11 protein-coding genes and 1 pseudogene are annotated in these 12,300 nt (G+C 57.3%); 8 read left to right on the plus strand and 4 right to left on the minus strand.

The annotated features are described in order from the left end of the window. Positions 1-233: 233 nt before the first annotated feature. Both E5E96_RS10715 and E5E96_RS10720 read right to left on the minus strand, forming a co-directional pair. Complete coding sequence (locus E5E96_RS10715) at positions 234-2,417, minus strand: DEAD/DEAH box helicase (protein WP_171282122.1); 2,184 nt, start codon at positions 2,415-2,417, stop codon at positions 234-236. After that, positions 2,414-4,030, minus strand: coding sequence for a dsDNA nuclease domain-containing protein (locus E5E96_RS10720; RefSeq protein ID WP_171282123.1), 1,617 nt, complete (start codon positions 4,028-4,030; stop codon positions 2,414-2,416). Before E5E96_RS10720 ends, E5E96_RS10715 begins: the two co-directional genes overlap by 4 nt. Positions 4,031-4,763: 733 nt before the next feature. On the opposite strand from E5E96_RS10720, the gene rlmB reads away from it, so the two are divergent. The 5 genes and pseudogenes from rlmB (at position 4,764) to E5E96_RS10745 (ending at position 8,632) form a co-directional block, all read left to right on the plus strand. Further along, positions 4,764-5,513, plus strand: a complete 750-nt coding sequence (rlmB, locus tag E5E96_RS10725) for a 23S rRNA (guanosine(2251)-2'-O)-methyltransferase RlmB (protein ID WP_029304634.1) — start codon at positions 4,764-4,766, stop codon at positions 5,511-5,513. 10 nt (positions 5,514-5,523) lie between these two features. After that, positions 5,524-6,090, plus strand: a complete 567-nt coding sequence (locus E5E96_RS10730) for a Crp/Fnr family transcriptional regulator (protein WP_101614759.1) — start codon at positions 5,524-5,526, stop codon at positions 6,088-6,090. Positions 6,091-6,147: 57 nt separating this feature from the next. Beyond that, positions 6,148-6,597, plus strand: coding sequence for a GNAT family N-acetyltransferase (locus E5E96_RS10735; protein WP_171282124.1), 450 nt, complete (start codon positions 6,148-6,150; stop codon positions 6,595-6,597). 218 nt (positions 6,598-6,815) lie between these two features. Continuing rightward, a pseudogene (locus E5E96_RS10740) lies at positions 6,816-7,675 on the plus strand (DMT family transporter). Positions 7,676-7,795: 120 nt separating this feature from the next. Beyond that, positions 7,796-8,632, plus strand: a complete 837-nt coding sequence (locus E5E96_RS10745) for a DMT family transporter (protein WP_171282125.1) — start codon at positions 7,796-7,798, stop codon at positions 8,630-8,632. A gap of 33 nt (positions 8,633-8,665) precedes the next feature. Here E5E96_RS10745 and E5E96_RS10750 read toward each other — a convergent pair whose 3' ends face one another. Further along, entirely contained in the window at positions 8,666-9,556 is an 891-nt protein-coding gene (locus E5E96_RS10750) for a hypothetical protein (protein WP_171282126.1), read from the minus strand. Positions 9,557-9,621: 65 nt separating this feature from the next. After that, a complete protein-coding gene (locus tag E5E96_RS10755; RefSeq protein WP_016349448.1) occupies positions 9,622-10,845 on the minus strand; it encodes an Nramp family divalent metal transporter in 1,224 nt (407 codons plus the stop codon). A gap of 237 nt (positions 10,846-11,082) precedes the next feature. Here E5E96_RS10755 and rpsF point away from each other — a divergent pair, with 237 nt between their 5' ends. From rpsF to rplI, 3 genes are read left to right on the plus strand one after another with little or no spacing between them, the layout of a single operon-like run. Further along, on the plus strand, positions 11,083-11,469 hold the full coding sequence (gene rpsF, locus E5E96_RS10760; RefSeq protein WP_005308887.1) for a 30S ribosomal protein S6: 387 nt from the start codon (positions 11,083-11,085) through the stop codon (positions 11,467-11,469). 30 nt (positions 11,470-11,499) lie between these two features. Then, positions 11,500-11,730: a 30S ribosomal protein S18 gene (gene rpsR / locus E5E96_RS10765; RefSeq protein ID WP_005308890.1), complete on the plus strand. Its 231-nt coding sequence runs from the start codon at positions 11,500-11,502 to the stop codon at positions 11,728-11,730. 52 nt (positions 11,731-11,782) lie between these two features. Beyond that, positions 11,783-12,229: a 50S ribosomal protein L9 gene (gene rplI / locus E5E96_RS10770; RefSeq protein WP_011704669.1), complete on the plus strand. Its 447-nt coding sequence runs from the start codon at positions 11,783-11,785 to the stop codon at positions 12,227-12,229. Positions 12,230-12,300 lie beyond the last annotated feature (71 nt).

The following is a 12,300-nucleotide window of genomic DNA, read 5'->3' on the forward strand; positions in this document are numbered from 1 at the left end:
CCCTGTTACCGGGGTTCGGATTTTTTATGGTCAGCGAAAAGGGTTATGGGTTCAGCCCTTCGGTGGATCTCAGCCAAGCTCCGTGTCTATGGCTAGGAGCACAATCCCTGCGCGATTGCCACTCTATTGACTGCTACGCGGCGCTCAGAAAGGTGGGTGACCCAATTTCACCTTTTTCCGCTACAAATTTGGTTTTCCGCACCAATTTTTCCTCCCATTTCCCATGACTGATATCATCCAATATTGAGTGCTCGCCTGATGAACGACTGATCCACAAAACCAAGTGTTCTATTCCAAACGTCCTGAGTATTGCGAAGATACTGACACAGCTCATCTACATCAGCTTGGTCTGGAAATGCCAATAAGTCTGACAGTCGGTGTAACGTCTGAATGGGAATACCAATCTCCTCTAGGGCATTGACACCTGGTGGTAGGTGGTGGCTTTCGAATGCCAATTTGACGTAGGTGTAATCGATCTTGCTGCGGATACCCCGCTTCAACGCATGGTGTTTGACGACATCCTCCATCAAACTGAGAACTTTAGGCAGGGTGTAACCGAAGGCATTTGTGATGATCTTTAAATCATTGTTGATGGAGTAGGAAAGCGTGCGCTTTTCCCCTTCAGATATCCATTGCTGTGCATGATCGATCTGGCTTTTCAGATAGTCCGAATAGCTTACAGCATTATAATATCCAGCAAGTTTGGCTACCATGACATCTGTTGGCTTAACAGGGACCCCATTGCGACTAAAAGTATGGGGAACCAGTCTGGCAATGACTTTCGCGAAGGTTTTAAGGAAGTTCGTCGCGGGGGTCCAATGAAACACCAGCGATGCGAATTCAGAGTCGTCCATCATCTCCACCATACTTTGCAGTTCCTCGAACTGATCGACACGGAAGTACGAGTGCTTCTTCACAAGGTCAATTGAAATGCTGTCGTTTGTGAAAACTTCATCAAAGCGATCTTGTGAAAACTTGGACAAGTGGTCAGGTTGAACACTAGCCAAGAGATTGAGCGGAGTATCAATGTCCTGAATACCGAGAGGAATCTCTACCTCTTGATTGAGGTTATCTTCAGGGATTTCCTCTAGGCAAAATATTTTTCCTACGAAATGAACGCCCATTCGCCCTGCGCGCCCCTTGATGTTCCCATGGGTGAATTTATCGATACTCCGGGTACCATCGCGGTTGTCATATATCACGACGTTCTTGGCAACAGTGTTGACGCCTTCAATGATCGTTGAGGTACAGAGCAGGAAGTGCAGTTTTCCAGCATTAAACTGATCGATGGTGTATTGCTGTAGTGCCCTCGGCAATGCACCAAAATGCAATCCTATTCCGTTCTTGAGAGCAACAGTGTAATCCCAATCGGCATCGAACTCTTTACTGACCCACTCGATATGAGGACTCTCAGTCGGAGTGCCATATCCGAGCCTGATCAGCTCGCGTGCCACCAAACCGGCAACAGTTGGCGACTTACAGTAGATGATTGTTGCGCCGTCACATGCGCGAGCGATCTCAGCCAGCGCGTTGAGTTTAGCTTTGTCGTCATTCGCTTTGATGCCGAAGGTTTGAACATCGAGAGCGACCGTGTTGAAGTCGGTGGATACGAAGGTATGCGGGTACCCGAGTTTTTCAAGACCACGAATACTGTTGATGAAAGGCCCGGTCAGGTAGAACTGTTTGGATACCTTCAGCAGCTTGCTCAACGCAATGTTGAGCTCGATTACTCGCTCATCCTGATAATTCACCTCGCCGTTTTTGAGTTGTCTGAAAGCTAGCTTGTAAAACTCGTCAATGACGAAGAGGTCGATGTCAACGATATCGTCTCGCTCGTTCACCCGCTCCTGCGTTAACACGTAGACAGCTTGGTTTGAATGACATATTTGGGAACTATGGTGGATTATCTGGTATCGATCACCGAACCGCCCTTGCAACCGACGACGAGTTTCGTCAGCAAGGGCAACGGTCGGAACAACCAAGACGAGCCTCTGCAAGGTACCAAGACCGAGCAAAGAATCGACGATAGCGCTTTTTCCCATACTTGTTGGCGCGCTGAGTACCACATTTTTACCTGCCTTAAGCAAATCAAATATGTGGAACTGCATGGAATGGAAAACAAAGCTGTCCGAGAATGGTGTCCTGTATAGATCAAGTACCCTGACTTCTTCCGGCGTCAGGTCGGTGAATTCCTTTTTTAAATACGGAAATAGGCCTGATTTCCTCACCATGTTTTTCAGAATCGTAGTGTGATCGACAAACAGCTCGCGCGCATCGAGAGCGCGCACGATCAAGTCTCGGCCTAGGTCATACGAGACAGGGTTAGACAACAGCCTGTTAATCACAGAAAGGTATTTGAAAGGTGAGAAGCTCTCCGTATGCAGACTGTTTTTCGCCTGTTCATAGCCCCCTGTCATACGACTTCCCTCACTTTGTCCTCAACTAATTGGATTAACCGCTCAATACTCGGAGCGGGATAGATGAACACGTGGACACAAAGATCCGCGAACGGCGAATCCTCAATGAGATCAGCAGCAAATTTTTCGAACAGCGCAGTAGTTTCCTTCTCCAAGTCATCCTCATATCCTAGCGTTTCAGGGTCGGTAAGCAGGCTCGAGTCATAACCCACGAACAGGACGAAAGTGAAGCGGTCGAGGTGAGCATCGAAAGGTTGGCCACCATCGAGGATTTCGTCGATGTCGTGGCTAAGTAAGTAGTCGTCATCTTTGATATCGAGGATCTTTCTGCGCGCTGTATCGAAGCACTCCGAAATATCCTCATACAGCTGATTTCGTATCTCTGGCAATCTGACGGCAATGTCGATATTTGTCACCAACTCGCTGAAGCCAATCCAGAGCTGATCACCATCAGGATCGCGGCGAACGATGTGCACGTTTTCAAGAATTTTTTCTGACCCAGGTTTTTCCACATACAACATGCAGGGTATCGGCTGGCTTTCGTGGTGCTGCCGGATCGTGGCGTGCAATAGTACTCGACCTAAAAATTCATTCACATCATGGAGTGATTTGAAGACGGATGTCTTTAATCGTTCTCGCTTTTCTACCAATGACAGTTTGTGAATATCAGACATTTCTTTTGGCCGGAGAAAAACTTCATCCAACCATTGGCAAACATTGTCCGCGATGTGACTGTAGCGGTATTTTCTAAGCGAGTATTGCTGATGAAGAACCAACCCTTTTCGCTTGGCGCAGACCGAGGCCATGGGCGCTCTGAATGGCGTCAGGACGTGGGGTAAGTCCCGTTTGACGTAAATTTTGCGGCCTGATCGAGACTGGTCATCCTCGACACACAACTTGAACCATTCAAGGAGGTCTTGCCGGGAATAGGATTTCTCATCAGCACTGTGGATACGCCGAGAATGCTCGCCCTTACGCGTCACAGTGTCGAGGATGTGAGACCATATCTCTTCGGCAACGGTCTCAGAGCTGAGAATGACCCCATGCAAATCTTGAGAAGCCATTCGTATATTTCTGATCCCCATGAGCTCCAACTCGCGCAAGGTGTGATAAACCTCCCAAGTGGCCGCATCGACCCAGCCGGCAATGCTCACACCCGACGGAGTCTGATAATTCGTCGTGCGTTTGTTGAGGTCGTCGATCAACTCCTGCCGTCCTGGCTTATCTGCCCGAGCTGTTGGGTGGATCGTCAGGTATTCTAGGGTTTTGTTAACCTTGTCTTCAGTGACAATCAAATACCTACAGGACAAACCGGCATCTGGCTCGCATTGCATCGACTTGTGCAATATCGAGCTACAGGGAATTATTTTCTTATCGGCGCCCTTGGAGTTTTTGACGATGTCAGAGATGTTCCAGCGTGTTTTTTCTGTGCTTTTCACCTGCACGAAGTCGACGCGCCCATTAGATAAGATGTCGATATCGTCTGTGACCTCACAGCGGACACTGTGGATAGTCTTGTCTCGGAGCATTCGGGTGACATGGTAAGCGGCTACGCAATCCTGAAATAGGAAACCGTGCTTGGCGGCTACACCGCCTGAATCGTTTGATTCCATCGTGAGTTCCGTGACAATTTTTCGATAATCTTGAAAATTTTTACACAAGAGAAGTTGGGATAGTCACCACTTTTGAGTGGCGCCACCATTAGTGCTGTGTGAAAAAACAGTGTACAGATCAGTCTTGGAAAACGTCGCCTCATCACGCATGCGTGAACCGGTCAGAAATGAAAATGAGGCCGTCACCATGTCCAGTGTCGCTCCACTCGCTTATCCATTCCATCAGGCAAGGCTACCGCGCTTGAATGTCAGCTTCCAGTCAGCAGCTTTTGACCCGCTTACCGACGATGTTGCACTTGCATGACCCATGGGTGATTCCGACGAGGCTGTTGCCAAACGGCTATGTTAGCGAGCGATGTAGGAGAGGGAAGTGGGAGATGATAGTTTCCTGGGCAAGATCAATAAATTAGTCATCCTGAGCAGTGTTGAAGTCGAACATCAACATGGAAAGGGCTGATCTTCAATGAACTGAAATTGGGACATTCATCGTTTTGAGCACCGCGTAGCGGCTAACAGGCCATGATTGGCTTGTCGCCATGTGCCGCCGAAGGGCTCGATATAGCTGCAGGCGTTTGGCCGAGCAGCTTCCTCCTCCCTAGATGCCGGCGTCTCTGGTATGATGCACCATCATTTAGCGGCCGGTGACGACGCCAGTATCATGGTGGTCAGGCTGCCGGTACGGCCATTTTTCTTCGGGGCGCATTTATGCGGCCTGACACCACGGATCTTGAACATGAGTACTGAACTGATCTACGGCATTCACGCTGTATCCGCGCTGCTGGAGCGCACCCCGGAGCGTTTCATCGAGGTGTGGGCCCTAAAGGGGCGCGATGACGACCGGCTGCAACCCCTGCTGGCGGAGCTGGATGCGCTCGGCCTCAAGGTGCAGAGCGTGAACCGCAAGACGCTCGACGACAAGGCTGAGGGCAACAATCACCAGGGCATCATGGCCCGGGTGAAAGAGGCGCCCAAGCTGGCCGAGCACGACCTGGCCAGCCTGCTGGACAAGTTGGCCGAGCAACAGACTCAACCCTTCCTGCTGGTGCTGGACGGGGTGACCGATCCGCACAATCTGGGCGCCTGCCTGCGCAGCGCCGATGCGGCCGGAGTGCATGCGGTGATCGTGCCGCGCGACAAGGCCACCGGCCTGACTCCGATCGTGCGCAAGGTTGCCTGTGGCGCCGCCGAAGTGGTGCCGCTCATTCAGGTCACCAACCTGGCCCGCAGCCTGCGCGAGCTGCAGGAGCGTGGTGTCTGGATCGTCGGTACCGCCGGCGAGGCGGATCACGACGTGTTCCAGGCCAAGCTGACCGGCCCGATGGCGCTGGTGATGGGCGCAGAGGGCAAGGGTATGCGCCGTCTCACCCGCGAGCATTGCGATGAGCTGGTGAGCATCCCGATGGCAGGGGCGGTATCCAGCCTCAACGTCTCGGTAGCCACTGGCGTCTGCCTGTTTGAAGCCGTGCGCCAGCGTCGTGCCTGAGGCAAGCTGAATGGATAGACCCCCGTTTTGCCGGGATCGGGTCACAGATGAGCAGGAGGCCGCGCGCCTCCTCTCTTTTGCCCGGCCGCTGACCCTGACCCCCCGTGCCTGCCTCTGGCATGCCGGCGATCGACCCGATCTGCTGGTGATGGTGGAGCAGGGGCTGCTGCGGGCCAAGGTGGTGCTCGCAGATGGCCGCGAGTACATCAAGGAGTTCTACTGGGAGGGTGACGAGTTCCTCGACTTCCACCACCTGCTCAGTGGCGAGCCGGCCCGCTACAGTGTGGAGGCGCTGGAGCCCTGTCGGCTCTTGCTGTTCAATCTGGCTGACCTGCGCGCTCTCTCCTGCTGGCCCGCCTGGTATCAGCATCTGCTGGCGGTGCAGCTGCGCATCAAGGAGGAGAAGGAGCTGCTGCTTTTGACCGAGAGTCCGCAGGCTCGCTATCAGCACTTCCTGCGCAGTTTTCCCGCGCTGGAAGCCAGGGTGCCCGATCACCAGATCGCCGCCTACCTCGGCATCACCCCCATCAGCCTGAGCCGCATTCGCAAGCGGCTGAAGGATCTTAACAAAGGTTAATGCCGGCTGGCGTGCGGCTGGCTATGCTGCCCTTCTCATCATGAGCAAGGAACCCCCATGAACTGGTCTCTCAAGTCTTTTGAACAACTCGACGTCAACGAACTCTATGAACTGCTCACCCTGAGATCCCGGGTCTTCGTAGTGGAGCAGACCTGCGTCTTCCTCGATCTGGACGGCGTCGACAAGCGCCCCGACGTGCTGCACCTGCTCGGCTGGCAGGATGGGGCACTGGTAGCCTATGCCAGGCTGATGGCGCCCGGCGTGGCCAAGGCGCAGCAGGTGGTGATCGGTCGGGTGGTGACCGCGCCCGAGGCGAGAGGCGATGGGCTCGGTCATCGGCTGATGCAGCAGGCGCTGCAGGAGTGTGCCCGGCTCTGGCCCGGGGTCAGCATCTATCTCGGGGCCCAGGCACACCTGCAAGGTTTCTACTGCCGTCACGGCTTCACCGCCGTGGGTGAACCCTATCTGGAAGATGACATTCCCCACATCGGCATGAGCTCCTCTTAATACCTTTTAAGCATAACAATGAAATTATTATGTCTTGAGGTAGTAAAGAAAACGGGTGCTCGGCGCCATGTTAGTGGGTACCCTTTGAGTGATTAATCGGCAACAGTTGATGGATAGGTTTTAAAAATGGTCTTTTACCCCATTAATTCAGAACAAGATTCAGCGATTGAGCCGTTGAGCCATTTTATTAGCGTTCGCCACTCGAGCGGCTGTCGCTGATGGAGTTGTTGCGCAAGCGGTTCGCACTGGATCTGCAAACCTTCGCCATCATCACCCTGGTGCTGGGCAATCTGGCCCAGGCCTTCTCCGACGTGCTGGTCAAGCTGATCGGCCCCGGCTTCAGCCCCTTCCAATACATGTTCTTGCGCCAGCTGCTGACCCTGCTGGTGTTGCTGCCTTTCATGCTGCGGGTGCCGCGCTCGACCTGGGGGCTGGGTGCCTGGAAGTGGCACCTGCTGCGCGGCCACCTCTGCCTGCTCGGCGGTGGCGGCATGATGCTGGCCCTGACCCAGCTGCCGCTGGCCACGGCCAACGCCATCTTCTACGTCTCCCCGTTGCTGACGCTGCCGCTGGCGGCCTGGCTGCTCAAGGAGAAGATCAATTCCCGTGTCTGGCTGCTGGGGGCATGGGGCTGCTCGGGGTGGTGTTCGTGCTGCGGCCGGGGGATTTCCATCTGGCCGGGCTGGGCGCCTTGGTGACCGCCTTCACCCTGGCGCTGTTCAACATCACGGGGCGCAAACTGCCAGCCGGGATCTCGGTGGTGGCGACCCTGTTCTGGGCCAATCTGCTGGCTCTGCCGTTGACCGCCGGGCTGGCGGTACATCAATGGCAGCCGGTGGACTGGCGACTGCTGGTGCTGATCGGCGGCAGCGGCGTCATGCAGCTGCTCTATCACGCCAGCTGCTTCTACGCCTATCGCCAGGTGGAGGCCAACCGCATCGCGGCGACCGAGTATTCCGGCCTGATGTTCGTGGTGCTGCTGGGAGTCTGGCTGTTTGGCGAGATCCCGGCGTGGAACCTCTGGGTCGGGGTGAGCTTCATCCTGCTGGCCATTCACTGGCAGCGCCGATTGCGCTGATGACATGCCCATCGGCAGCAGGCCGATGGGTGAGAAATACAGGCATCTTATGAGGCCGCTCTCTGTCATGGCCGGGCAAACCGGCTATGCTGGGCGGCCTGTTGTTATCGGAACCCTGTCGTGACCCCTACCATCTTTGCAGCCATCCTGTTGGCCGCCCTGCTGCACGCGCTCTGGAATGCGCTGGCCAAGCGCCAGGCCGAGGGGCGCGTCAGTGTCTTGCTGGTCTCTCTCTGCTCCGGCCTGTTTGCCGCCCCCTTGCTGCCCTTGGTGGGTTGGCCGGTGGCGGCCGAATATCCCTGGCTGGCGCTCTCCATCCTGCTGCACTGCGGCTACTGTCTTTTTCTCGGTCGAGCCTACCGGCTGGGGGAGTTCGGCCAGATCTATCCGCTGGCCCGGGGCAGTGCCCCTCTGGTGACCCTGCTGTTCGGGGCCCTGCTGCTGGGCGAAGTGCCGGGAATGGTGGCGGTGACGGGGGCCATGGTGCTGGTGAGCGGCGTGCTGCTGATGGCGTGGCGAGGTGGTCTGCGGCTGGCGCCGGCCGCGCTGCAGGCGGTGCTCATCACGGCACTGTTTACCGCCTCCTACACCCTGTCCGATGGGGCGGGAGCCCGCTCGGCCGGTGAGCCGATACGTTACACCCTCTGGCTGTTCGCCCTCACCGCGCTGATGATGCCGCTGCTGATGTGCTGGCAGAGTCGCACCGCCTGGCGCGAGCTGGGGCCTGCGGCGTGGCGCAGCGGCGCCATCGGTGGCGCCCTGTCGCTGTTGGCCTACGGTATCGTCATCTGGGCCATGACCAAGGCGCCCATCGGCCTGGTGGCGGCCTTGCGCGAGAGCAGCGTGCTGTTTGCGGTGCTGCTCTCCTGGGGTTGGTTGGGGGAGACGCTGGGGCGGGTCCGGTTGCTGGCCGCCCTGGTGATCCTGGGCGGCATCCTGCTGATCCGCCTCGGCTAGGGGGAGGCGGCTCAAGGCATCCGGGCCGGCCGGTCAGGGGGTGACCCGGGTAGTGAGGGTGAACCCCTCCTCACAGGAGGCCAGTTGCACCTGTACCTGCCCCAGCTCGGCCAGGTTGCTGACATGGGTGCCGCCACAGGGGATGGTGACCTCCCGGCCTTCCAGCGAGCAGTGCCAGTAACGGGAGTCGATGATCGCCTCGCCGGCCCGGCTGCGGCGGATCTCAGCCCCGCTTGCTACCCAGTCGGCCAACTGGCGGTTGACCTGCACTTCAATCTGCGCCAGCTCTGCCAGCAGTGCTTCGCTGTTGACTCCCTTCTTGCGCAGGCTCTTGCCGATCCGGTACTGCTCGCGCGAACCCATGGGCTCGACCTGCGAGGTCTGGATGGCGAGGCGATCGAAGTCCGGTTGGTCCAGCGCGTCCCTCTCGTTGACCTCCTTGCGCCAGTAAGGCATCAGCGCCCGGTTGAGGGCCAGTGCCGCCAGATGACAGCCGCTGTGGCCCAGGCTCAGGGCGCGGCGGGCTTCGGCATCCACCCGCAGTGTCACCTGGCTGCCCACTGGTAGCGCACAGTGACCGGCCAGCGGGTGCACCACCACGAAGCGCCACCCTTCTGCACCCCGCTTGACCGGGATCGCCTGGTCGACGAACAGCTCCCCATCCGGGCTGATGACCCCCATGCAGCAGGGGCCGACGACCGCGTCGCCGCCCTCCCAATGCACTGTACCCACGTCACCCGGCTGATCGGGCCAGAGGTGGCTCTGTGGATGAAAGGGGGTGAGGTCGGTGACCAGCAGGCTGGTGTCGCCGCTTTGGCAGAAGAGCACGCTGGCCTGCTCCTGATGGTGGCCCAGCACGAAGCTGGCTCGGGTATGTGGCATGGATGACTCCCGCAAATCGAAGAGGAAGAGAGCCGCCAGCATACGCCAAAGCGCAGGCCGGCTCATTAACCTCGGTTAATGAGCCGGCCTTGGGAGGGGATGGCGGGCTAGATCATGGCGACCAGCAGGTAGGCGTTGAGCCCGATCACCAGGGCGACGATGAGGCGGCCGACCGCCTGGGTCACCGGGTGGTTGCGATACTCCCCCATCAGGGCGCGATCGCCGGTCAATATCAGCAGTGGGATAAGCGCCAGCGCGATGCCGAAGCTCAGCACCACCTGGCTCAGCACCAGGATTTCGGTGGTGTTGAGGCCCATGGCGATCACCACGAAGGCGGGAGCCATGGTGATGGCGCGGCGCAGCCAGAGCGGGATGGTGAAGCGCACGAAGCCCTGCATCACCACTTGGCCGGCCAGCGTGCCCACCACGGTAGAGCTGATGCCGGAGGCGACCAGCGAGAGGCCGAACAGGGTGGCGGCCGCCTGCCCCAGCAGCGGGGTCAGGGTCTGGTAGGCCGACTCCAGCTCCGCTACCTGCTGGTTGCCGGAGCTGTGGAAGGCGGCCGCCGCCATGGCCATCATGGCCAGGTTGACGAAGCCGGCGATGGTCATGGCGATGGCCACGTCGACCCGGGTGGTGTGCAGCCGCTGGGGAACCGAGCCCTGATCCTGGGTGTGCTGGGTCAGTGCCGAGTGCAGGTAGATTACGTGGGGCATCACGGTGGCACCTAGCACGCCGGCCGCCAGATAGACGGCGTCGCTGTTGGGCAGGCCGGGGAAGAGGGCGCCCTCCAGCAGGCTGGGCAGATGGGGGCGGGAGAACACCAGTTCGACGATGTAGGCCGCCGCCACGAACAGCAGCAGGCCGCCCACCACGAACTCCAGCGGTTTTTGGCCGCGAGATTGCAGCATCAGAATGCCCCAGGTGACCACGGCGGTGATGCCGGCCCCTTCCAGCAGGGTGACCCCGAGCAGCAGCTTGAAGCCCACGGCCGCACCGATGAATTCGGCCAGATCGGTGGCCATGGCGATGATCTCCGCCTGTACCCAGTAGGCCCAGACTGCCGGCTTGGGCAGCCGGTCGCGAATGTGCTCCGCCAGGTTCTTGCCGGTGACGATGCCGAGCTTGGCCGAGAGGGTCTGCACCAGCATGGCCATCAGGTTGGCCCACACCACCACCCACAGCAGCTGGTAGCCGAAGGTGGAACCGGCCTGAATGTTGGTGGCGAAGTTGCCCGGATCTATGTAGCCGATGGCGGCGATAAAGGCCGGCCCGAGCAGGGTCAGTTTGAATTTGCGGGCCGGGATGGCCGTGGTCAGTGCGGGTTGCATGGTATCAGCCTCCATAAGTGCATGGAGATAGAATAGATCTAAATGATAATTATTATCAATTGAAGTTTTGTATTGTTCCCATAGATAAAAACATCGGTGGCGGCTGGTTGCAGTGGGGGATGGGATTTTGTACAATACGCCGCCCTAGAAAAGCAGCGTCTAAACACCATTATGTTCCTTGCCTCCGAGGTCTGGCTGCACCTGGGCGGAGGCTGAATTAATCCGTAAGGAGCTAAAATGCGTCATTACGAAATCGTCTTCATGGTTCATCCGGACCAGAGCGAGCAAGTACCTGGCATGATCGAGCGTTACACCGGCGCCATCACCACCTCCGGTGGTACTATTCATCGCCTGGAAGATTGGGGCCGTCGTCAGCTGGCTTACCCGATCGACAAACTGCACAAAGCCCACTACGTTCTGATGAACGTAGAAGCAGAGCAAGCCGTTATCGATGAGCTGGAAACCAACTTCCGCTTCAACGATGCCGTTATCCGCAACATGATCATGCGCACCAAGCACGCCGTGACTGAAGTTTCTCCGATGGCCAAGGCCAAGGAAGAGCGCTTCACCCGTCGTGACGACGAGCGCCGCGAAGAAGCTACTGAAGCTGCTTCCGAAGAGTAATTCTGGATCACTGACTAGAGGATAAAGGCCATGGCACGTTATTTCCGTCGTCGTAAGTTCTGCCGCTTCACCGCCGAGAACGTTACCGAGATCGACTACAAAGATATCGTTACTCTGAAAAACTACATCACTGAATCTGGCAAGATCGTACCGAGCCGTATCACCGGTACCCGCGCCAAGTATCAGCGTCAGCTGGCACGCGCCATCAAGCGTGCTCGTTACCTGGCTCTGCTGCCGTACACCGATCTGCACAACAAGTAAGAATCGGTCCGGCGCTTAAGCCTAACTCAACGAAATTTATAGAGGAAAGGTAATGCAAGTTATCCTGCTCGACAAAATCGCCAAACTGGGCGGTCTGGGTGACCAAGTTTCCGTGAAAGCTGGTTATGCCCGTAACTACCTGATCCCGCAAGGCAAAGCTGTTATGGCTACCAAGGCCAACATCGAGACCTTCGATGCTCGCCGTGCTGAACTGGAAGCCAAACTGGCTGCCGGTAAAGCTGCCGCTGAAGAGCGCGCTGCCAAGCTGGGTGAACTGGCTGCCGTTGTTATCGCCTCCAAGTCTGGCGACGAAGGCAAGCTGTTCGGTTCCATCGGTACCCGTGACGTGGCTGAAGCCATCACTGCTGCCGGCGTAGCCGTTGCCAAGAGCGAAGTCCGCATGGGCAACGTTCTGCGTAACACCGGTGACTACGAAGTTGTTGTTCAGCTGCACGCTGACGTCAAAGCAACCGTACAGATCCAGGTTGTTGCCCTGTAATAGCGATTCGCTTTTGCAGAAAAACCCGCGCACTTGCGCGGGTTTTTTATTTTCAGGCCCAGGGTTAGAGT

It is taken from the genome of Aeromonas sp. 1805 (genome assembly GCF_013085525.1).
GTDB classification, from domain to species: Bacteria; Pseudomonadota; Gammaproteobacteria; order Enterobacterales; family Aeromonadaceae; genus Aeromonas; species Aeromonas hydrophila.

What these genes read in the sequence shown, in the direction of transcription:
- rpsR (WP_005308890.1), top strand. Translation starts at nt 11,500, where the DNA reads ATGGCACGTTATTTCCGTCGTCGTAAGTTCTGCCGCTTCACCGCCGAG.
- E5E96_RS10730 (WP_101614759.1), top strand. Translation starts at nt 5,524, where the DNA reads ATGGATAGACCCCCGTTTTGCCGGGATCGGGTCACAGATGAGCAGGAG.
- E5E96_RS10720 (WP_171282123.1), bottom strand. Translation starts at nt 4,030, where the DNA reads ATGGAATCAAACGATTCAGGCGGTGTAGCCGCCAAGCACGGTTTCCTA.
- rplI (WP_011704669.1), top strand. Translation starts at nt 11,783, where the DNA reads ATGCAAGTTATCCTGCTCGACAAAATCGCCAAACTGGGCGGTCTGGGT.
- E5E96_RS10755 (WP_016349448.1), bottom strand. Translation starts at nt 10,845, where the DNA reads ATGCAACCCGCACTGACCACGGCCATCCCGGCCCGCAAATTCAAACTG.
- E5E96_RS10750 (WP_171282126.1), bottom strand. Translation starts at nt 9,556, where the DNA reads ATGCTGGCGGCTCTCTTCCTCTTCGATTTGCGGGAGTCATCCATGCCA.
- rlmB (WP_029304634.1), top strand. Translation starts at nt 4,764, where the DNA reads ATGAGTACTGAACTGATCTACGGCATTCACGCTGTATCCGCGCTGCTG.
- E5E96_RS10735 (WP_171282124.1), top strand. Translation starts at nt 6,148, where the DNA reads ATGAACTGGTCTCTCAAGTCTTTTGAACAACTCGACGTCAACGAACTC.
- E5E96_RS10715 (WP_171282122.1), bottom strand. Translation starts at nt 2,417, where the DNA reads ATGACAGGGGGCTATGAACAGGCGAAAAACAGTCTGCATACGGAGAGC.
- rpsF (WP_005308887.1), top strand. Translation starts at nt 11,083, where the DNA reads ATGCGTCATTACGAAATCGTCTTCATGGTTCATCCGGACCAGAGCGAG.